Annotated in this window: 25 protein-coding genes; 8 read left to right on the forward strand and 17 right to left on the reverse strand. The window is 72.6% G+C overall.

The genetic code is table 11. The annotated features are described in order from the left end of the window. Positions 1 to 39: 39 nt before the first annotated feature. Positions 40 to 2034, reverse strand: a complete 1995-nt coding sequence (locus OG444_RS20450; RefSeq protein ID WP_327263534.1) for an FUSC family protein — start codon at positions 2032 to 2034, stop codon at positions 40 to 42. An 82-nt stretch (positions 2035 to 2116) separates the two neighbouring features. Further along, a complete protein-coding gene (locus OG444_RS20455) occupies positions 2117 to 2944 on the reverse strand; it encodes a hypothetical protein (protein WP_327263535.1) in 828 nt (275 codons plus the stop codon). Between the two features lie 125 nt (positions 2945 to 3069). Here OG444_RS20455 and OG444_RS20460 point away from each other — a divergent pair, with 125 nt between their 5' ends. The 3 genes from OG444_RS20460 (at position 3070) to OG444_RS20470 (ending at position 4485) form a co-directional block, all read left to right on the forward strand. Next, positions 3070 to 3558 (forward strand): RrF2 family transcriptional regulator, encoded by a 489-nt coding sequence (locus tag OG444_RS20460; protein WP_327266869.1) that lies wholly within the window; start codon positions 3070 to 3072, stop codon positions 3556 to 3558. 57 nt (positions 3559 to 3615) lie between these two features. After that, the gene (locus OG444_RS20465) at positions 3616 to 4014 is read left to right on the forward strand and encodes a RidA family protein (RefSeq protein ID WP_327263536.1); all 399 of its coding nucleotides are present in this window, start codon (positions 3616 to 3618) and stop codon (positions 4012 to 4014) included. A gap of 66 nt (positions 4015 to 4080) precedes the next feature. Then, a complete protein-coding gene (locus tag OG444_RS20470) occupies positions 4081 to 4485 on the forward strand; it encodes a hypothetical protein (protein WP_327263537.1) in 405 nt (134 codons plus the stop codon). A gap of 83 nt (positions 4486 to 4568) precedes the next feature. Here the strand turns inward: OG444_RS20470 and OG444_RS20475 are convergent, their stop codons facing one another. The 6 genes from OG444_RS20475 to OG444_RS20500 form a co-directional block, all read right to left on the reverse strand. Then, positions 4569 to 4751, reverse strand: a complete 183-nt coding sequence (locus tag OG444_RS20475; RefSeq protein ID WP_327263538.1) for a hypothetical protein — start codon at positions 4749 to 4751, stop codon at positions 4569 to 4571. 57 nt (positions 4752 to 4808) lie between these two features. Then, on the reverse strand, positions 4809 to 5195 hold the full coding sequence (locus OG444_RS20480) for a hypothetical protein (RefSeq protein ID WP_327263539.1): 387 nt from the start codon (positions 5193 to 5195) through the stop codon (positions 4809 to 4811). Positions 5196 to 5332: 137 nt separating this feature from the next. After that, positions 5333 to 5932 (reverse strand): class F sortase, encoded by a 600-nt coding sequence (locus OG444_RS20485; protein WP_327263540.1) that lies wholly within the window; start codon positions 5930 to 5932, stop codon positions 5333 to 5335. A gap of 301 nt (positions 5933 to 6233) precedes the next feature. Beyond that, the gene (locus OG444_RS20490; protein ID WP_327263541.1) at positions 6234 to 6476 is read right to left on the reverse strand and encodes a hypothetical protein; all 243 of its coding nucleotides are present in this window, start codon (positions 6474 to 6476) and stop codon (positions 6234 to 6236) included. A 21-nt stretch (positions 6477 to 6497) separates the two neighbouring features. Continuing rightward, positions 6498 to 7265, reverse strand: a complete 768-nt coding sequence (locus OG444_RS20495; RefSeq protein WP_327263542.1) for a CbtA family protein — start codon at positions 7263 to 7265, stop codon at positions 6498 to 6500. 41 nt (positions 7266 to 7306) lie between these two features. Next, positions 7307 to 7522: a CbtB domain-containing protein gene (locus OG444_RS20500; protein WP_052870447.1), complete on the reverse strand. Its 216-nt coding sequence runs from the start codon at positions 7520 to 7522 to the stop codon at positions 7307 to 7309. Between the two features lie 187 nt (positions 7523 to 7709). Between OG444_RS20500 and OG444_RS20505 the strand changes: the two genes are divergently transcribed. Further along, positions 7710 to 8165, forward strand: coding sequence for a histidine phosphatase family protein (locus OG444_RS20505; RefSeq protein WP_327263543.1), 456 nt, complete (start codon positions 7710 to 7712; stop codon positions 8163 to 8165). A gap of 90 nt (positions 8166 to 8255) precedes the next feature. Here OG444_RS20505 and pucL read toward each other — a convergent pair whose 3' ends face one another. The 4 genes from pucL to OG444_RS20525 all read right to left on the reverse strand — a co-directional run bounded on the left by pucL (position 8256) and on the right by OG444_RS20525 (position 12351). Then, entirely contained in the window at positions 8256 to 9173 is a 918-nt protein-coding gene (gene pucL / locus OG444_RS20510; protein WP_327263544.1) for a factor-independent urate hydroxylase, read from the reverse strand. 283 nt (positions 9174 to 9456) lie between these two features. Beyond that, on the reverse strand, positions 9457 to 10806 hold the full coding sequence (locus tag OG444_RS20515) for an aspartate aminotransferase family protein (RefSeq protein WP_327263545.1): 1350 nt from the start codon (positions 10804 to 10806) through the stop codon (positions 9457 to 9459). A 67-nt stretch (positions 10807 to 10873) separates the two neighbouring features. Further along, positions 10874 to 11737, reverse strand: coding sequence for a PaaX family transcriptional regulator C-terminal domain-containing protein (locus OG444_RS20520; RefSeq protein WP_327263546.1), 864 nt, complete (start codon positions 11735 to 11737; stop codon positions 10874 to 10876). Then, complete coding sequence (locus OG444_RS20525) at positions 11734 to 12351, reverse strand: GNAT family N-acetyltransferase (protein WP_327263547.1); 618 nt, start codon at positions 12349 to 12351, stop codon at positions 11734 to 11736. Before OG444_RS20525 ends, OG444_RS20520 begins: the two co-directional genes overlap by 4 nt. Positions 12352 to 12444: 93 nt before the next feature. Here OG444_RS20525 and OG444_RS20530 point away from each other — a divergent pair, with 93 nt between their 5' ends. After that, positions 12445 to 13494, forward strand: coding sequence for an alpha/beta hydrolase family protein (locus OG444_RS20530; RefSeq protein ID WP_327263548.1), 1050 nt, complete (start codon positions 12445 to 12447; stop codon positions 13492 to 13494). Here OG444_RS20530 and OG444_RS20535 read toward each other — a convergent pair. From OG444_RS20535 to OG444_RS20545, 3 genes are all read right to left on the reverse strand, one after another. Then, complete coding sequence (locus tag OG444_RS20535) at positions 13478 to 13822, reverse strand: BTAD domain-containing putative transcriptional regulator (RefSeq protein WP_327263549.1); 345 nt, start codon at positions 13820 to 13822, stop codon at positions 13478 to 13480. The two genes, OG444_RS20530 and OG444_RS20535, sit on opposite strands and share 17 nt — an antisense overlap. Before the next feature lie 138 nt (positions 13823 to 13960). Continuing rightward, positions 13961 to 14332, reverse strand: coding sequence for a hypothetical protein (locus OG444_RS20540; protein WP_327263550.1), 372 nt, complete (start codon positions 14330 to 14332; stop codon positions 13961 to 13963). Positions 14333 to 14495: 163 nt separating this feature from the next. Then, the gene (locus OG444_RS20545; RefSeq protein ID WP_030011983.1) at positions 14496 to 14699 is read right to left on the reverse strand and encodes a cold-shock protein; all 204 of its coding nucleotides are present in this window, start codon (positions 14697 to 14699) and stop codon (positions 14496 to 14498) included. Between the two features lie 474 nt (positions 14700 to 15173). Between OG444_RS20545 and OG444_RS20550 the strand changes: the two genes are divergently transcribed. Further along, on the forward strand, positions 15174 to 15539 hold the full coding sequence (locus OG444_RS20550) for a 5-carboxymethyl-2-hydroxymuconate Delta-isomerase (RefSeq protein WP_327263551.1): 366 nt from the start codon (positions 15174 to 15176) through the stop codon (positions 15537 to 15539). Between the two features lie 277 nt (positions 15540 to 15816). On the opposite strand, the gene OG444_RS20555 is transcribed toward OG444_RS20550, so the two are convergent. Then, positions 15817 to 16557 carry a PP2C family protein-serine/threonine phosphatase gene (locus tag OG444_RS20555; RefSeq protein WP_327263552.1) on the reverse strand — a complete coding sequence of 247 codons (741 nt, stop codon included), beginning with the start codon at positions 16555 to 16557 and terminating at the stop codon, positions 15817 to 15819. Positions 16558 to 16796: 239 nt separating this feature from the next. Here OG444_RS20555 and OG444_RS20560 point away from each other — a divergent pair, with 239 nt between their 5' ends. Further along, positions 16797 to 17042: a hypothetical protein gene (locus OG444_RS20560; protein ID WP_327263553.1), complete on the forward strand. Its 246-nt coding sequence runs from the start codon at positions 16797 to 16799 to the stop codon at positions 17040 to 17042. Between the two features lie 44 nt (positions 17043 to 17086). Beyond that, positions 17087 to 18457 carry an FAD-binding oxidoreductase gene (locus OG444_RS20565; RefSeq protein ID WP_327263554.1) on the forward strand — a complete coding sequence of 457 codons (1371 nt, stop codon included), beginning with the start codon at positions 17087 to 17089 and terminating at the stop codon, positions 18455 to 18457. Between the two features lie 215 nt (positions 18458 to 18672). Here OG444_RS20565 and OG444_RS20570 read toward each other — a convergent pair whose 3' ends face one another. Beyond that, complete coding sequence (locus OG444_RS20570) at positions 18673 to 20049, reverse strand: chloride channel protein (RefSeq protein ID WP_327263555.1); 1377 nt, start codon at positions 20047 to 20049, stop codon at positions 18673 to 18675. Positions 20050 to 20098: the final 49 nt, after the last annotated feature.

The raw sequence follows: 20098 nt of genomic DNA on the forward strand, positions 1-20098 counted from the left end.
TTCGGGGGACGGCGCCGCCGCGCGGGCGGCGCCCGTGGGTCAGGACTCCGGCCGGGCGATGGCGAGGGCCGCCGCGATCTCCTGGTGGACGGGTGCGAGGACGCTCGCCGCCGCGGCCTCCGGCTCGGCGTCGACCCGTACCGGGACGGTGCTGGTGCGCACCCGGCCGGCCAGACGGTGGAGCTGGCGCGCGATCGACTCCACCTCCTCGGCGGGGGGCGGGGGCGCGCCGTGGTTGACCCGTACCCGTGCGGCGGTGGTCGCGTCCACGATCCGCTCGACGGCGACGACCAGGGGCCACCAGGCGGCGGCCCGCGCCCCGGTCGGCGGCGGCTCGGTCAGCGCCCGCTGGAACTCGCTGCGGACGCCCGACAGGTCCCGGTAGATGCGCCGCCGGGCCTGGAGGCGGGCGGTGCGCGCCGCCGCGAGCGCGGCCTCGTCCGGGACCGGCGCGAAGGCCCGTTCCACGTAGCGGGCGGCGTCCTCCACGGTGTCGGCGAGCCGGTCCCCGATCCGGGTGCGCCAGCTCTCGGGCCACAGCAGGTATCCGAAGACGAGGGTGATGGCGCAGCCGATCAGGCTGTCCAGCAGCCGGGGCCGGATCAGGTCGAAGCCCTGGTGGTTGAGCAGGTCCGACAGGAGCAGGATCACCGGGGTGATCGCGGCGGTCTGGAAGGCGTACCCCTTGACGGAGAAGGCGGGGATCAGCCCGGCGAGCACCACCATCACCGGGACGTCCCACCAGCCGCGCGGCACCTCGGCGAGCACGGCGGCCGCGACGACCAGTCCGCCCGCGGTGCCCAGCGCGCGCAGGACGGCCCGGGAGAACACCGAGCCGAAGTCGGGCTTGAGGACGAAGGTGACGGTCAGCGCGATCCAGTAGGACCGCTCGACCTCGATCACCGATACGAGGGACTGCGCGATCCCGATGCACAGCGCGAGCCGCAGCCCGTACCGCCAGGAGGCCCGGGACAGCATCATGTCGCGCACCGCCCGCCGGGCCCGCACGCGCAGGGCGGCGGGCCGGCCGAGCCGGTCGTCCACGTTGTGCAGGTCCGGTTCGGCGACGTGCACGATCTTCGCGGCATGCCGAAGGGCCGCGTCGACGGCCCGCTCCGCCGGGGTGTGCGCCGCGGGCAGGTCCAGTACCGGGGCTGCGGTGCGGCCCTCCTCGACGGCGTCGGCCAGCTCCCGCACGGCGGCCGGGATCTCGGGCGGCAGCGGCCGGCCGCGCAGGTGCGCGGCGGGGGCGGCCTCCACCAGGGGGATCACCACGTTGAGCTGGGCGAGCAGCCGCACGAGCGAGGGGCTGCGCCCGTGCACCCGGGCCCGGCGGCCGAGGACGAGGTCGTAGGCGTGGTTGATGGCCCGGGTGACCTCCTGGCGGCGCGCGTCGTAGAGGTCGCCGGGGCCACCGGCGGCCTCCAGGGCGTCGGCCAGGGCCCGGTAGGTGTCGGCCACGGCGGTCCGCTCGGGCTGCCGGCGGCGCAGCGGCCAGCCGAGCAGGGTCAGCACGAGGACGAACAGCCCGCCCGCGGTCAGCAGCACCGGCGCGATCCACCAGGGCCGGGGCAGCGGCAGCCCGGCGCCGATCACGGCGTTGAGCAGGAGCAGCAGCCCGGACACGGAGGCGACCGTGCCGATGGAGGAGATCATCCCGGAGACGAGCGCGACGAGGGTGAGCGCTCCGACGGCCAGCCAGCCCTGCCCGTAGACCAGGGTGCCCAGGGCCACGCCGACCGCGCCGAAGAGCTGCGGGACGGCGATGTTCAGGACCCGCATCCGGTAGGCGTCGGCGGTGTCGCCGATGACTCCGGCGAGGGCGCCCATGGAGGCGAGCGCGCCGTATTCGGGCTCGTCCAGGGCGAAACCGACGGCGAGCGGCACGGCCAGTGCGATCGAGGCGCGGGCCACGGCGGCCCACGGGATCGGTGCGGCGCTGGGCTTCAGCCCGTTGAGCAACCAGGAGGGCGGAGCCAGCGGATGGTGCCGGGCCCGCCGCGACGATATGTGTTCGGTGCGTTCGGTGCTCATTCCCGCTTCCGTGCCCGCCGCTCGCGAATCGGTTCTTCTGGGATCTTCTGCGTGCTTCTGCGTGTGTTGGTACCTTCCGAGCTTATGGGGTGCGGCGTAGTCGGCCCGTCACCCATGCGGCGAGTACGGCCGCGAGCCCGATCGCCAGGACCGTCCAGGCGGTGGTGCGCAGGTACGCCGTGAGGGCGTCGTACACCGCGCCGGCGGCGGGCCGGTCGATGTCGGCGGGCAGATCGTCCAGGGTGAGCCGACGGCACACGTCCACCGCGAGCCACAGCAGTGCGGCCCCGACGGCCAGTCCCGCTCCGGTGGCCATGACGGCGCGCCGGCGGTGGACGGCGACCGCGATCGCGGCCGCGGCCAGGATCACGGTCAGGACGGGGAGCCAGACGCCGGCGACCTGGAGCATGTGGAAGCCCTTCCGCAGAGCGCCGAGGTTGTCGTACTCCATGACCGTCACGGTCGGGTGGGTCACCGGGATCCGGTCGGCGAACGGCACCTGGTCGGCGACGAGGTCGCCCCTGACCTGGGCGATGACGGGGGCGAGGTCGAGGGTGAGGGCGTCGCCCCGGCCGGTGGTGAGGGCGTTGAGGAAGGCGGCGTGGGCGGCGCGGTTGGCCGCGTCCCAGGCGGTCCGGTAGGCGGAGGTGCCGGCGAAGGAGTGCAGGGCCTCGCCGAGCAGGGTGTCCACCCCGATCTGGAAGGGGCCCGCGTCGATCTGGCCGGCGAGGGCGCGGCTGACCTGCGTGACCACGACCTCCTGCACCTTCGGGTTCTCGGCGAGCGGGGACATGGCGGCGGTGTACCGGTCGGCGTTGCCCAGCTCGCGGTCGGCCCAGTACGCGACGGCGCTCGCGGGCACCAGCAGGGCCACGAGCACGATGAGGACAGCCGACACGGTGGTGCGCACGTCACCAGGGAAAGCGCGCACGGGGCCGGGCGCGAGCGGTGTTGCTGCGGGTGGGTGGTGGCACGCCGGGAGCGGTGACATCCTTGCGTCCATCATTCTGGACATTTAATATCCAGGATATGAAGATGAGCGAGGGCGTCGAGTGGGCGCTGCACAGCTGCGTCAACCTGGCCTGGAGCGGGCCGGACCGGGCCGTGTCGGCGGCGCGCCTCGCCGCATGGCACGACCTGCCCGCGGCCTACCTCAACAAGCAGCTCCAGGCCCTGGCCCGGGCGGGCATCGTCTCCTCCACGCCCGGCCCCCGGGGCGGCTTCCGGCTGGCCCGTCCGCTCGACGCCATTTCGCTCATGGACGTGGTCGCTGCCGTCGAGGGCCCCGATGAGGCCTTCCGCTGCGCGGAGATCCGGCAGCAGGGCCCCGGCGCCGGCGAACCGGCGGACCCCGCCCCGGAGAGGGACTCCGCCGAGTGCGCCATCGCGCATGCCATGACCCGGGCCGAACTGGCCTGGCGCAGGGCGCTCGCGGCCCAGAACCTCGACGAGATCCGACAGCAGGCCGAGCGGCAGGCCCCCGAGGCCCCCGAACGGCTCCGCGCCTGGCTCGCCGCGCGGTAGCCGCAGCGCCGGCCGCACCACACGTACGGAAACGGACACGGAAACAGGGAGCTCGGCATGACGCGCAGCATCATCAATCCGGCAGGACTCCACACGCCGACCGGCTACGGCTACAGCCACATCGTCTCCGCACCCGGCGAGCAGGTCTTCATAGCCGGCCAGTACGGCTCCGACGAGAGCGGCCACGTCGTCTCCGAGGACTTCGCCGACCAGGTCGAGCAGGCCTTCGCCAACCTCCGCACCGCCCTCGCGGCCGTCGGCCTCGGCCCCTCGGACGTCGTCCGCATCGGAACGTACATCGTCGGCCACGACCAGCGGAAGCTGGAGATCCTGCTGGGGCACCTGCACTCCACCTGGGGCACCGAACTGCCCGCCCAGACCCTGATCGGGGCAGCCGCGCTCGCCCTGCCCGGCATGCTCTTCGAGATCGACGCCGTGGCCGTACGCACGCCCTGACTGCTGATCCACTTGCCGGTCGGGGGCGGCGGGTGTGCCCTGGATGATGGGAGAGAGGAGCCCGTCATGGCACATGCGGCACCCAGCACCTTCGGGCGGCACCGGCAGTCGGCGGACCTGACCCATCTGAGCAGGGGCGCGTACGTGAGGCCACTGCTCCTCGGACTCGTCTACGGCGTCTGGGCCGCGTTCATGAAGCGCCAGATGGGCCCGGTGGACGCGGGCAACGTCTTCTACGGGATCCTGTGCGGCGTGCTCTTCGCCGGGATCATGTTCGCCCTGGCCCGGATCGGACCCCGCCTGAAGCGGGAGGTCCACGCCGCCGCGTACGGGGCCTTCGGCGGCATCGCCGTGGGTTACCTGCACAGCCTCACCAACCAGTCGGTCCTCAAGGCCGTGGTGGTGGGCCTCGCCGTCGCCTTCGGCGTGGGAGCGATCGCCTTCTACCGCTACTACACGCACGAGGACTGAGGCGGCCGGCCGGCGCGCGCCGGTTCCCGTGCCCGTGACCGGGGCAGGGGAACCGGCGCGCGCCGCATGTCTGCGCGCGGTTCCTACGCGGCGGAATCCGCGGGGGCGGTCTGCTGCCGTTCGCTCTCGGCCGGGGCGGCCGTGGCCGTAGCCGTCGCCGTGGTCTTCGGTGACGCGGCCTGATCGGTCTGCCGGGCCGGCGGCGCGAACCGGGTGACCTCGGCGCGGAGCATGGCGTTCAGTGCGGCGTACGGGTCGATGGGCATGGCGGAACCTCACGGTGTTCAGGGGGGTGTGGGGGCTGCGTCGGGACCTCGGTCCGCTCAGCAGCGCAGGACCACACTCCGCACCGTCCGCCGGGACAGGGCCGGTTCGGCCGCCTCCGTGTCGGACTCGCACTCCGGAGCCTCGCGGTGTTTCACGTGAAACACCGCGAGCGGTGTGCGCCGTACGCCGGGCAGCCCGCGCGTGATCGTCCGTACGGCCGCCCGCGCCTCGGGGTCGGGGGCCGGATCGGACTGGCCCTCGCCGGGCTCGGGGGACTCCGCGGGAGCCCCGGGCAGGGCGGGGGCTGCGGGCACACCGGAGGCGGGCCGGAACTCGGCGGCCTCGGCGCCGGCCGGACCGGCACCGAAGACGCACAGCAGCACGACACAGACCACGGTCACAGCCCTGGTCAGTGCCGAACGCGCGTAGTGCCTCCCGCTCATGCGAGGGGTGTGCCCCGCCACGCCGAACGACTCCCGGACGGACCTCGAGAAGCCCCCGACCGGGGGACGAAGACACCCCCCACGGCTGACAGTCGGCCGTGGGCCCGCCGGTCCGGGTGCCGCGCGAGCGGGAGGGCTCAGCGGGTGCGGCGCTGCCCGGTCAGCCGGGCCAGCACGGCGGTCTCCCCGCCGACCAGCCGCAGTTGGGCCCGGTCGACGGGCCCCTCGTGGCCGGACACCTCGCCGGGCGAGACCCGTACGACGGTGAACACGGCCGTGCGGCTGTCGGCGCGGGGGATCTCGATGGTCCGGCCCCGCCGCAACTCGCCGAGGCGAAGACCCTCTCCGGTCACCACGGCGGTCCCGGCCGCCCCCGGCGCCGGCCCGCCGGTGTCCCAGGAGACCTCCTCGCGGTCGCCGGTCAACGGTAGGTCCACGCCCAGGCTCGGGATGCGCAACCGCAGGGGGCGCGCGGACCGGAGGGGTCCCGTGACGGTCCGCAGCGGCCCGGCGGCGGTGCGCGGTGAGCGGGCTCCCCGGCCGGGGGCGTGCGCGTCGGGCTGTTCCAGCTCCCGCACGAGACGGCGGTGGCCGGAGAGCCCCAACGCCCTCGAGGGCAGCGCGTCGTCGGTGGTGACGGCGGCGGGCCTGGCCCCCTCGGTCCGTTGCAACGCCGCGATCCCGGTGGACAACAGAACCACCGTCAGCGAGGCGACGACCCACTTGGCGCGGGACATGGGATTCCCTCCTGTCCGGCTCGTACGGCCGGGTCTTGTGAGCAGTGGACACCTCCTCTGCCCGTCGGTACTCCGTGCAACACGGTGGACTGACATGGCGTCACGGGCGTGTCGTCGCAAGATGGGGGAGTCTTCGCAGTTCGCGACGGGTCGACCCGTCGGCTGCCGGGGGTGGCGGCCATGCGCCCGAACGGGTGAGAGCGCAGCCGCCCGGGGCGTGTCCGGGGCATGCTCACGGCGGGTGGCGTGCCCGCGGTCACCGGCACGCTTTTGGCCACGGGTGCCTACTCCCGCTGAGGGTTCACAGCACGACGGCGGCCGTGCCCGCGCCCATCAGTACGGCGGCCAGGTGCATGGCCGGGTGGCCGTAGTCGCCGTACCAGAGGTGGCGGGCCAGGCCGCCCAGGGCGGCCAGCGCGGCGATGATGCCGATCTGGCCGAACAGGGTGACGGCGCAGCAGGGGGCCAGGAGCAGCAGGAACGAGTTCAGCCAGAACGGGGCCGCGCCCGTCCAGCCCCGCCATTCCCTGATCGCCGTCGCCATGTACTACCGGCCCCCTCGTGCTCAACTCGTCGGCTGCACAGCCTCCTTGGGTGCGGAGGCGGGCACAAGGGCTCGTTCGGCTAGAAAACCGAAGGCCAGGCCGAAAGTCGCCCACAGTGCCGACTGGATGGCCAGGGACGCGAGACGGAAGTCCCAGATGAGAGCGGCCGGGAAGTCCGCCGGGACCTCGTTGACGCCGGGCAGCAGGGCGTACGCGATGCCGATGACGAGGACGAAGGCCGCGCCGGCGACGACCGACGCGTTCCATGCCCCGAGCGCCGGCGCGAGCCGCCGCCCGAGGATCAGCGCACCCGCTGCCAGCAGCGCGCTCAGGGCGATCATCAGGAGGTAGAGGGCGGTCCGCCGGGCGGCGGTGCCGGGATCGCCCACGGCGGGCGGGTTGGCCGGGTACTTGAAGAACGGCACCAGGGTCACGGTGACGTAGAGACCGCCGGTGACCAGCGCGGCCGTGGCCCGCGGGCCGAAGCGGCCGATGCGGCCCAGGGCGAAGCAGAAGACGAGCGCGGCGATGCCGCCGAGCGCGACCCCGTAGAGCAGGACGCCGGTGCCGAGTCCGGCCGTGGCCTGGAGGGCCCGGCTGACCGGGGCCTCCTCGCCGTGGTCGTGCCCGGCAGCGGCGGCCTCTTCGATGGCGATCGCCGCGTCCACCTTGGACTCACCGAGGAGGTACGCGACGAGGAAGGCGGCGGCCCCGGCCAGCAGGCCGGCGAGCATGCCGCGGACGAGCAGGGCCCGGGGAGAGACCCCACCCGCAGAAGTGGAAGCCATGTTCTGTTCCCTTGCTGGGACGTCGGTCGGTGGCAGGGGAATCAGTGGCAGGGGAAGCCGAGCAGGTGGCGGCCGTCGTGCAGCCACTCGTGGATGGTCTCCCCCTCGAAGACCGCAGTGGCGCCCTGCTCGGCGCCGACGAAGTACAGCAGGACGAGCATGAGGATGCCGACGAACACGGCCCAGGGGGCCAGTGCGGAGAGCGAGATGGGGGCGATGGCGGGCGAGTTCGTCGTGGGCACGGCGGAGTGGGCCATGGCAGAACCTCCAGGGGGAACACGCGTCCCGGTCAGTGGTGCTCGCTGCGACGGTGGCGGGTCTGACTTCCCTCCCCTCCGGGAGGTTTCACAGTGGCGCGACCGCGCCGGATTTTCACCGGGCTTCCGTCGTACCGTCGTCATTCAATTGTGTCGTTTGTGACCGTACCGCGCTTACGCTCCCCTTATGAAGACCTCGTTGGTGCGAGTCCGGCTCATCTGCTTCCCTCTGGACGCAGCCGCCCGTCAGGGCCGCTTCGGTCACGCCCGGCCGTGCCCCGGTCACGAGGGACTGCGCGGTCTGGACACGGGCGAGTGGGCGGGCCGCACCCTGGACGAGGTGGCGGGCCGGGAGCCGGAGGCCGTGCGGGCCTGGCTGTCGGATCCCGCGTACGCGCCGCCCGGCGGGGAGTCCGTGGACCGGCTGGTCGCCCGCGTCGGTGCGGAGCTGGCCGCTCTGGCCGAGGGGACGCACCGGGTGGAGGTCGAGCAGGCCGTCGTGCGGGCGGCCGTGGTGCACGCCCTGGAACTGCCCGCGGCGACGTTCTGGCGCCTCGACGTACGGCCGGAGTCGGTGACCACCCTCACCGGGCGGGCCGGGCGCTGGAACCTCCTGGTGGGACAGCCGCAGGACGAGCTGTAGGGGGCGGACCGCTCAGCACGTCGGCCCGGACCCCGCGACGCGGTCCGGGCCGATACGTGGCGAGCGGCGTACTGGAGGAGTAAGTCCGATCTAGGCGACGATCCAGTCGGACGTCGCGATCACCGGCTGCACCCCGTCACGGTGGACGGTGCCCTCGATCAGGCCGTACATCCGGTCCGCCGCGAAGTAGACCTCGTTGTCGTTCTTGAGGCCGAAGGGCTCCAGGTCGACGAGGAAGTGGTGCTTGTTGGGGAGGTTCAGGCGCACCTCGTTGACCTTGGGGCAGTTGTCGAGCACGCGCTCGGCCATCTGGTTCAGGGTCTGCTGCAGCGAGTACGAGTACGTCTCCGCGAAGGCTTCCAGCATGTTCTTGCGGACCTTCTTGTACGACTGGTCCCAGTCGTACCCGGCGTCGTCGCCGGCCAGCGCCGAATGCGCCCAGCGCGCGGTGACCTTGGTCGCCAGGATGCGGTCGTACGCCTCCTGCAGCGTCGTGTACTTGTCCTTGATGTAGCCGTGGAACTCGGAGTTGGTCGAGTTCATCACCGTCAGGTCCTTCAGGCCCGAGATGACCTGCAGGCCGGTCGTCTCGCTGTAGGTGATCTGCGCGGTGCGCACCTCCTGGCCCTTGCGGACGAAGGAGTGCTGCTCCTTGCGCGTGGGGACCGGGATCCGGTCCCACACGTACTCCTCGATGCGGATCTGGGCCTCGCGGATCGGCTCCTGCGAGGAGACGAAGTGCTTGGCGAGCAGGATGCCGAAGGCCTCGGGGGATTCGATGCCGTGTTCCTTGCCGAAGGCGTACACGGTGTTCTTGGTGGTGTCGGTCGGCAGGCAGTTGGCGTTGTTGCCGGTGAGGTGGACATCGCGGAATTCACCGCGGAGAGCGACCGAGACGTTGAGGTCGCGGATCTCGTGCCAGGAACCGTCGCCGCCCTTGCGGGTCACCTTCACGATGCGGTTCTCGGCCTTGCCGTACTGGTTCTGGGCCAGGACGTGCTTGCTCATGCTGTCTTCCTTCGGGTACTCGGGAACACGGAGTCCGGTCGTCTGGATCCCGTACGCCCGGCGTCCAGCGCCCGCCCGAATCAAGGACGTCCCGCTCCCCGCCGTTCGGCCCCTCGCCGAGGGACCGCCCCGGGCCTGACGTGCATCCCGGTTCGTAGGTGCTTGGCCTGTTGTGCGTCTTGACGGCCTGCACGGATTGCAGCATGTGTACGGGTGGTTCATCCCCGTACAAATCCTCCGAACACCAGCACCCACGCCTTGGGCGACCCCACAGATCCGCAGGTCAGACCGTGTGCGCATCCGCCACGGAGAGGGCCTCGTCGAGGATCCGCAGCCCCGTGGCCACGTCGTCCGCCGAGATGTTGCACGGCGGCGCGATGTGGATGCGGTTGCCGGCGACGAGCGGCCAGAGCCCGCCCTTCTTGCAGGCGGCCCCGAATTCGGCCATCGGGGCGTTCTCCGCCCCGGAGGCGTTGTACGGGACCAGCGGCTCGCGGGTCTCCTTGCTCCGTACGAGCTCCAGGGCCCAGAAGGTGCCGAGCCCGCGGACCTCCCCGACCGAGGGGTGCCGTTCGGCGAGCGCGCGCAGGCCGGGGCCGAGCAGTTCGGCGCCCGTGCGGGCGGACTGCTCGACGATGCCCTCCTCCTCCATGACGTTGATCGTCGCGACGGCGGCCGCGCAGGCCAGCACGTGCCCGGAGTACGTGAGCCCGCCCGGATAGGGCCGGCGGGCGAAGGTCTCGGCGATCGCCGCCGAGATCGCGACCCCGCCGAGCGGGAGGTAGCCGCTGGTCACGCCCTTGGCGAAGCAGATCAGGTCGGGGGTCACGTCCCAGTGCTCGGAGGCGAACCACGTACCGGTGCGCCCGAAGCCGACCATGATCTCGTCCAGGATGAAGACGATGCCGAAGCGGTCGCAGAGCGCGCGGACCCCGGCCAGATAGCCGTCCGGGTGCACGAGCACGCCCGGGGCGCCGCCGACGGTCTCCAGGATGATCGCGGCGATGGACTGCGGGCCCTCGAAGACGATGGTGTCCTCCAGGTGGCGCAGGGCCCGCTCGCACTCCTCGGCCGCGGTGGCCGCGTAGAAGGGCGAGCGGTAGGCGAAGGGCCCCCAGAAGTGCACGACGCCGGCGGTCGCGGAGTCGTTGCCGAAGCGGCGGGCGTCGCCGGTCAGGTTGATCGCGGTGGAGGTGGCGCCGTGGTACGAGCGGTAGGCGGACAGCACCTTGGGCCGGCCGGTGTGCAGGCGGGCCATGCGGACGGCGTTCTCCACCGCCTCGGCCCCGGCGTTGGTGAAGAAGATCTTGTCGAGGTCGCCGGGGGTGCGCTCGGCGATCAGCCGGGCCGCCTCGGAGCGCACGTCGACGGCGAAGCCGGGCGCGACGGTGCACAGCCTGGCCGCCTGCTCCTGGATGGCCGCGGTGACCTTCGGGTGCTGGTAGCCGATGTTCGTGTAGACGAGGGCGCTGGAGAAGTCGAGGAAGCGGTTGCCCTGGTAGTCCCAGAAGTACGACCCTTCGGCGCCGGCCACGGCGAGCGGGTCGATGAGCTCCTGCGCCGACCAGGAGTGGAAGACGTGCTTCCGGTCAGCGTCTTTCACGGCGGCGAGGGCGTCGGCTTCTGCGTTCATGAAACGAGCGTAGTTGTCCATGATGTGGACGCGGCGGGGGTCGCCCCGCCGCGTCCGCCGCCCGGGGTCAGGCCAGGGCCTCGCGGTACAGCCGGAACAGCCGGGGCCCGGGGGCCGGGGCGGCGGCCTCCAGCCGGGCCCAGGCCTCGGACGCCGCCGCCCGGGCCGTCGTCCCCGGCCACGGCTGCGGCAGCAGCTCCGGCGGCAGCAGCGGGTCGGGGAGCATCGCCTCGGAGAAGGCCGCGGCCAGCGCGACGGCGTGCGCCAGCCCCGCGACGGCGCCGTCGGCCGCCGCGCCGTCGGCCGCCGAGGGGCCGGCCGCCTCCGCCCCGACGGGCCGCTCCGCGAGCGCCCGCAGCCCCTCGTACCGCGCCGCGATCTCCGGCAGCGGCCACAGCCGCTCCGCCAGGGTCCGCGGGTCCGAGGTGCCGCCCACCGTCAGGTCCCGGGTGCTCAGGCAGCTCAGCGCCTCCGGCAGGCCCAGCTCCTGCGCATGCGCCCGTACGTACGGACCGATCGCGTTCGGCGTCACGTACAGCCCGCCCTGGACCGGCGCCGCTCCCAGCCCGGTCAGCGCGTCCCGCAGGGAGTCCCGCGCGGACCGCGCCGATTCCGGTACGGCGAAGGCGAAGGCGTGCCAGACGCCGTCCCACGGCTCCAGACCCCGGTCCTGCCGGTACGCGTGCCGGACGAACTCCACCTCCGGGACGAGCGGCAGTCCCGGTCCGGGCCCCGTCAGCTGCAGGACGGCGCGCCGGCCGCGCCCCTCCACCGTGAACCGGCCCTCGGCCACCAGCCGCTTCACGCACAGCCGCACCTGCTGGTCGGTCATGCCGAGCAGGGCGGCGACCTCGTACAGCTCGCCGCCCGCGACCGTCCCGTCCTCCCGGACCAGCGCGTGCACCACCATCCGCGTGGGGATCCCGCTCATCGCGCCGCCACCTCCTTGTGCATCGTCGTCACGCCCCCGAATCCCAGCACGTCCCGCAGCCAGGGCGTGCGCCGCACCCGTACCTCCCGGAAGCCGTGCCGCTCGTACAGGGCCCGGGCCCGCGGGTTCTCCGCGACCACGTCCAGCCGGATCCGCCGGCACCCCTGCTCCGCGGCGATCGCCTCGATCTCGTGCAGGAGCAGTCCGCCGATGCCCCGGCCCCGCTCGGTGGCCGCCACGGCGATGCCGTCCATGACCAGCTCGCCGCGGGCCGGGGTGCGCTCCAGCAGGGCCAGCAGGAACACCCGGTACAGGCCCCGGACGTGCCCGTACTGCGCCCTGACCGCGGCCGCGTCGCCGCCGACCAGGCCGCGTCCGGCCAGCTGGTAGCCCGCCACGCCCACCACGCGGCCGTCCTCGTCGCCGGCGCCGCCCGACAGTGCGGTCACGGCCCGGTCCGCGTGCAGGTGCCCGGCGATGAACCGCCGGCCGGCCTCCGGGGGGCCGAGCGCGAGGCCCAGCTTTCCCGCGAAGGCCTCCCAGTACAGCTCTGCGACGCGCGCGGCGGCCCCCTCGGGCAGCCCGCGCCGTACCTCCACGCTCTCCGTCGTCATACGCGCAAGCTTAATACGTTCATTGCAGATACGATCGTTTTTGATGTGAGCGAATAAGTGTGTGAATCCCGAGCGAAGAACCCGGAGCCGCAGATGACCGAGACCCGCACACCCGGAAGGGCCCGCCGGGGCCGCCGGGCCCTCCTGACCGGCCTGCTCCTGACCCTCACCACCGCACTCCTCCTCGCCGGCATCGTCCTGTGGCAGCACGACTACGAGATCCACGAGGAGCGCGTCACCGTCCCCGCCGGCGGCCACGACCTCCCCGGCGTGCTCGCCACACCCACCGGCAAGGGCCCCGGCCCCTTCCCGCTCGTCGTCCTCGTGCACGGCGACGGCGAGGTCGACGCCACCCACGACGGCTTCTACCGCCCCTACTGGGAGGCCTTCGCCCGCGCCGGTTACGCCTCGCTCTCCCTCGACAAGCCCGCCGACTGGCTCGGCCGGACCATGGACGACCGGGCGCGCGAGACCACCGACGCCATCGCCTGGGCGGCCCGCACCCGGCCCGATATCGACCCCGCCCGCATCGGCCTGTGGGGCGCCAGCCAGGCCGGCTGGGTCATGCCCAAGGTGGTGGCCGGGGCCCCCGCCCCCGGAGTGCGCTTCGTCATCGCGGTCGGCACCGCCGTGAACTGGGTGCGCCAGGGGGAGTACAACCTGAGGGCCGAGCTCCGCGCGTCCGGGGCGGGCGCCGACCGCACGGCGGCCGCCCTGCGCACCCGGGAGGCCACCCTCGCGCTGCTGCGGCGCGGGGCGGCGTACGAGGAGTACCGCGCGAGTCCGGGCGCCGACCCGGAACTGACCCGGGAGCGCTGGACGTTCATCAGCCGCAACCACACCGCGGACGCGACCGCCGACCTGGCCGCGATGCCGCCCGTCCCGGTGCTGCTGATCTCCGGCGCCGATGACCTGAACGTGGACGGAGCCGAGACCGAGGCCGTGTACCGGAGCGTCCTCGCGCCCGGCACCCTCACGGTCCGGCGTTATCCGGGAGCGACCCACGCCCTGCTGCGCACCGAGGTCGAGCGCTCCTCCTGGCGGCTGACCCTGACGGCCGTGTTCGCCCCGCGTTCCCTCTTCCCGCCCGGCCTCCTCGCCGACCAGCAGCGCTTCCTGCGCGACCTCAGCCGGCCAGCGTGACCCGCGCGAGTTCCCGTACGGTCTCCAGCCCCACCGGGCCGTCCCCGTCCCGTACCACTGCGGTGAAGCACTCCTCGTACGCGTCGCCGAGCGCGGCGCGCGCCGCGGCCTCCACACGGGCCGCGTCGGCGCGCGAGTGATCCGGGCCGCCGCGCACGGCCAGGGAGGCGGCCGCGACGTCCAGCAGGGCAGGGCCGCGCCACAGCTCCAGGGCCGTGCGCAGGAGCCGTGCCGCGCCCTCGGGGTCCCGGCCCCCCGACTCCGACGCCGCTTCCGTCCTCGCCCCGTACGTCCAGGGCCCCCAGCATCGAGATCCGCATGGCGTCATTGCGGGGCGCGGGCGGGCGATATCGCCATGTCGATATCGGGGACGGCCCCCGGGCGAAATGCGGGGGCCGTCCTGCGGAGTGCAGGGCCCGGACGGGTGCGTGCGTGGGTGTGCGCGCCGACGCGGCGGGGAAAGGGGCTATTTGTCGGAGTAGCTGAAGTCTCCGACAGTCCAGGCGCCGACGTCCTTGACCGCGATTCGGTACATTCCGCCTGTCTCGGGGATGCCCAGGGTGCCCTGGAGGATGCGTGCGACATGGAAATGCAGGTGCGAGGGCGCCCCGGCCTGCTGTCTGTCGCCCCGGTCGGGAGAGCTGAAGATCTCGGCGAACGGGCCCAGCTGGTCGGAGTCCCGCAGGACCTCGGCCACCCGCTGACGCCAGACGCTCTCGGGGGCGAGGCGGCCTGTGATGACGGCGCCGTGAACCACGACGGTCAGGGACATCTGATTGGTCTGCTCCGACTCGACCATGGTGGCGAGATCGAGGAGCAGGTCGTCAGGGATCGACATGGGCACGGACTCTAGCAAGCGTGCTCGCGTACCGGCCGGGCTTCGGGGGAGCGGCTGCTCCCGTGCCGTCCGGGACATGCGGACGGCCGAGGCCCGCACCCCAGGGTGCGGACCTCGGCCGCGTCTGCGTGCCGGCGCGGAGGCCGGGCATCAGACGTCAGCGTCAGGCGGGAACGATGTTCTCGGCCTGCGGGCCCTTCTGGCCCTGCGTGACGTCGAAAGTAACCTTCTGGCCTTCCTGAAGCTCACGGAAGCCGGAAGAGGCGATGTTCGAGTAGTGGGCGAAGACGTCGGCGCCGCCACCCTCCTGCTCGATGAAGCCGAAGCCCTTTTCCGCGTTGAACCACTTCACGGTGCCAGATGCCATATGAATTCTCCTTTGGGGCAGTGCCCGGATCCGCACTGTGCGGGCCCGGTGTCGCCGTGATGATTGCCCCGACCGGAACGAGTAGATTTCACTGCATGCACCGGAAATAAAAAGTGCACCCATCGGAAAATCCGGTGAGAGCACTTGTAAGTTTTTGGGAACCACAACTGCAACGGACGTCACCGTAGCACAGCAGGTACCGTTGGCAGCGGAAATCTCCGCGCGTCCGATCGGTAATTCCGGACGCGCAGCAGGTGATTTCCGGACCCGGAAATCATATGAACGCCCGGGGTTATTCCGTGGAAGCATGCCCGCCGGCACGGGACGGCGGCCGTGACGGCTCACGACCGGCCGACGGGGTCCGGCGAGTGGCCGGCGTCGTCGGGGGCGGCTCGGATACCGTCGCAGTGCCCCCGCCAACGGGCGGGGGACCGGGGCCCGTTGCCCCGTATCCGGCAGAGCAGGGAGAACCCCGTGCCCCACGCAGTCGTCGACTACTCGGACTCGCTGACCGGCGCCTTCGACCGGCGGGCGTTCGCGCTCGAACTGCACGCGCTGGCCGCCGAGATCCTCGACACCGCGATCGGCAACTGCAAGACGCGTTTCCACCGCCTGGAGGAGTCCGTCGTCGGGGAGGGCACCGACGGCCGGTCGGTGGTCATCCACGTCGAGCTGGCCATCGCCAGGGGTCGCACGCCCCAGACCAAGTCGCGCCTGACCCGGTCGGTGCTGGAGCTCGTCGAGCGCCACACGTCGAAGGCCGCCGGCCTCGTCGTCAACGCCTCCGTGGACGTGCGGGACCTCGGCGACTTCTACACCAAGAGCGCGACGACGCCCTGACACGGCCCCGGCCCCTGACCCTCCAGGCCGTCTCTTTCGGATCTTGCCGGGCAGCGCGGGCCCGGGGGCACCTCCCAGCGGTAGCCGGGGGAGCAAGATCCGAAAGAGACGGCCTAAGGGCTGTCCCGCAATCCCCGGCGGGCGCACGACGCCAGCTACGGCACCTCGCTGCGTTGTCGGATCGCCCGAATACGCCCGGTATGAGTACGACCCTCCGCCTTGCGATGCACCGCATCTGACGCCGTGCGCTGACCCACCGCGGATTACGGGACAGCCCTTAGGCGCCGATGCGCAGCAGTGCCAGCGTGATGTTGTCGGGGCCGCCGGCGTCGATGGCGGCCTTCCACAGCTCGAAGGCGGCCCGGCCGTCGTCGTGCACCCGCAGCAGCGCCTCGATCTCCTCGTTCGTCACCGGGTCGGTCAGCCCGTCGCTGCACACCAGGTAGCGATCGCCCTCGGTCACCGGGAAGGCCGCGACGTGGGGGGTGATCTCGTCGTATCGGCGGCTGCCGCCGAGGACCTGGGTGACCGCGGAGGTGGTGCGGTGCCCGGGCAGCGGCGGCGGGCTGTCGTCCACGCTGACCTGGAGCAGTCCGTCCTGCGCCGCGTGGAACACCTTGCTGTCGCCGACGTTGAACGCCAGCAGCGAATCCGCCAGGACCAGGGCCCCGGCGACCGTGGTCCCCATGGTGGCCAGTTCCGGCCGCCCCTCGGTGGCCGAGTACACGGCGCGATTGCAGAGGTTCAGCGCGTCACCGACGGCCTCCGGGCCGTCGAGCGTGGACCCGAGCGAGGAGAGCTGGCGTACCACCAGTTCGCTGGCCACCTCGCCGGCCGGCTGGCCGCCGAGACCGTCCGCGACGGCGACGACGAGCGGTCTGCCGAAGGGGAAGACCAGTGTCTGGGGATTCTGGGTCACGGTCCCGCACAGGGTCCACGGCCCGATGACGAGGCTGTCCTCGTTGTGCTCGCGCACCAGCCCGACATGACTCAGGGCGGTCACAGCTATGTACGGCACCTCGACGTCCCGCCTCTCGGCAATGGCTACGGCTACGGCTGCAGCTACGGCAGAGCAAGGGCGCACGCGCCCTTCCCCACCATTGTCGCGCCGCTCCGGCATGCGGGCTGCGGCGCGCCGGAGCACCCTTGTCGTGGAGCCGCCTGTTCCCCGACCGGCGGCCCTGCGAGGAAGGACTGCCGCAGATGTTCGCGAGGCTGAGCACCTACCAGGGATCACCGGTCCCCGCGGAGGGAGACGTGAGCGCGAATTCGGAGGCGATTGTCAGGCAGGTCCAGGACGTTCCCGGCTTCCGGGGGGTCTATTACCTCGTCGACCGGGCCACGGGCGTGGCCAAGTCGCTGACCCTGTGGGACGACGAACGGACCATGAGGGACAGCGAGGAGCAGGCCGCCCGGATCCGTGAGGAGACCGCGCAGCGCGAGGGCCAGCGGATCGTCTCGGTCGAACACTTCGAGGTGGGTTTCAGTCACCTGCTGCCGTAGCGCGACGCAGCGCGGAACGACGTGATGCACGAGGAGCGATGGCCATGGGCAAGCTCTCGATCGACCAATTGCGGGAACGGGTACGCGGGGCGGTCGTCACCCCGGACGACGAGTCCTACGACGAGGCGCGCAAGGTCCACAACGCCATGATCGACCGGAGACCGGCCGCCGTCGTGCACTGCGCCAACGCCGGCGACGTCATGGCCGCGGTCGACTTCGCCCGCGAGAACGGGCTCGACCTCGCGGTGCGGGGCGGCGGGCACAGCGTGCCCGGCTTCGGCACCTGCGACGGTGGCGTGGTGGCCGACCTGTCCGGGATGCGGGGCGTCCGCGTCGACGCCGCGGGGCGCACCGCCCGCGCGGAGGGCGGAGCGACCTGGGGCGACTTCAACGCGGCCACGTACCCCTTCGGACTGGCCACGACCGGCGGGATCATCTCCACCACCGGCATCGGCGGGCTCACCCTCGGCGGCGGCATCGGCTATCTGGCCCGCGGGCTCGGTCTGAGCTGCGACAACCTGGTGTCGGCCGATGTGGTGACCGCGGACGGCCGGCTCGTCGTGGCGAGCGAGGAGGAGAACGCGGACCTCTTCTGGGCGCTGCGCGGCGGCGGGGGCAACTTCGGCGCGGTGACCTCCTTCGAGTACCGGCTGAGCCCCGTCAAGGACATCTACGGCGGGCCGATGCTCTTCGAGCTGGAGGACGCCCCCACCGTGCTGCGTTCCTTCGCCGACCACATCGCCGGTGCGCCGGAGGAACTCGGCGGGTTCCCGGCCTTCCAGATCGCCCCGCCGCTCCCGTTCATCCCGGCTGACCGGCACGGCGACACGTTCGCGCTGATCGTGGCGTGCTGGTCGGGGCCGCTCGACGAGGGGGAGCGCGCCCTGCGCGCCTTCCACGACTTCGCGCCGGTGGTCGCCGAGCACGTGGGCCCGATGCCGTACCCGGCGCTCAACAGCGCCTTCGACGCGCTCGTGCCGCCCGGTCTCCAGCACTACTGGAAGGCCAACTTCGTGTCCGAGCTCAGCGACGCCGCGATCGAGGCGCACGTGCGGCACGCGCCGGGCCTGCCCGCCGTGAACTCGACGGTCCACATCTACCCGATCAACGGCGCCTGTCACCGCGTCGCACCGGACGCGACGTCCTTCGCGTACCGCGACGCCTCGTTCGCCACGGTGATAGCCGGGATGTGGCCCGACCCGGACACCAACGAGGCGGGTACGGCCTGGGTGCGCGACTACTACGAGGCGACCGCCCCGCACTCCGAGGAGGGCGGCTACATCAACTTCATGGCCGATGACGACCAGGACCGGATCCGGGCCAACTACAAGGGCAACTACGACCGGTTGGTGGCGGTGAAGCGCGCCTACGACCCGGAGAACCTGTTCCACCTGAACCAGAACATCCGGCCGTAGGGAGCGCGCCGGCCTGTTGTACCTGTGGGGTGGGTCTGCCCGTCGGCGGACCCACCCCGTACGCATGCGCGCGCGACGGTGCGGTGTCCGCCGTGCGGCTGCGCCGCCTGCTGCGGTGCTGACCGGCCGATCTGCCGGTCGCTCCCGCACCCGCGTACGGGAGGACCCCGCCCGGGAAGCCGGGCGGGGTCCTGCGTGTCGGCCGGGGCCGTCGACTACTCCGCCGCGGGCGCCGCGGCCGTGGCCGGTACGGGGGGCAGCTCGGGGATCGGGGGCCCCACGGGCAGCAGCTCGGTGACGACGAAGGCGACCACGGCCGAGATGATCACGACCGGGATCATCGCGGTGCCGCCGAGCATCAGGACGACCATCACCACGCTGCTCACCGGCAGCCGCAGCGCGCTGGCGGCGGTCGCCGCCATTCCCGCCCCCATCGCCGGCACGATGCCGAGACCGGGCAGCGGCCCGAGCAGGACTCCCGCGACGGCGCCGAGGCAGAGCGCCGGGAAGACGGGGCCACCGCGCAGGCTGCCGAGGCAGATGGCGTAAGCGGCGCCCTTGAAGAGGAGGATGCCGATCAGCGCGCCCACGCCCCAGGAGTGCGGGTCGGCGGCCAGCTTGCCGATGGCCGCCTGCCCCGACCCGGTGACATCGGCGGGCGAGAGCCCGGTGATGAGCGCGTAGAGGCTGGCGCAGGCCGCGGCGGCCAGGGCGCACTGGACGGTGCGCAGGAGGGGCCGCTCGAGCACGTACGCGGCGATCAGGCGGGCCCCGGTCAGTATGGGGTGCAGGGCGAGCGCGAGGGCCGCGGCGATGGCAACCGCCCAGAGCACGTCGGGCACGTCCAGGTGGGGCACGGGGACGCCCAGATCGAGCTTCAGGCTGCCGACCGGCAGCCCGGTCCAGCGGCCGAGACCCGTGAACACCAGGTCGCCGACCCCGGCGGACAGCAGGGACGGCAGCATCACCGCGAACAGCTGCGGCCCGCCCACGCCCGCCACCTCGATCAGCAGCACCGCGGCGATCAGCGGATTCCCGAAGATCGTGGCGATGGCGGCGGCGGCGCCGGCCGCGCCCACGAGGGCGGTGCCCTGCGGGGTCACGGGCGCCTGCGAGAGGTTGCGGAACAGCAGGGCCAGCCCGCCGCCGAGGGCGATCAGCGGGGCCTCCGGGCCCAGCACCGCGCCGAGCGGCAGACTGGCCACGGCCGCGATCACGACGCCGGGAAGGTAGGAGGCCGAGGCCCCGCCGGTCTGCAGGCCGGCCGCGGGGAGGTGACCGCCGTTGCCGCGCATGTGCGGGACGACCAGGCCGACCACGATGCCGGCGACGAGCAGCAGGGGGAGCGGCCACCACCACGGCGGGGCGTCCCAGCCCAGGGCCTCGGGGAGGTCCGTCCACATCAGGTGTTCCATCTTGTGCAGCGCCGCGAGGAACCAGAACGACGCGAGGGAGACCGGGATGCTGATGAGCCCGCAGAAGATCAGCAGCTTGAGGTAGCCGGGGCTGCGGAGGGTCTGCCTGAGGACGTCGGCCTCCTGCGGCTGCGTTCCGCCGGGGGGCGGTTCGGATCGAGGGCGCGACTGCGGCATGGCTCACTTCCTTTCCGCTTCCTCGATGGTCCACCTCGGGGGCGCACTT

The sequence above is a fragment of the Streptomyces sp. NBC_01232 genome (genome assembly GCF_035989885.1).
GTDB lineage: Bacteria > Actinomycetota > Actinomycetes > Streptomycetales > Streptomycetaceae > Streptomyces.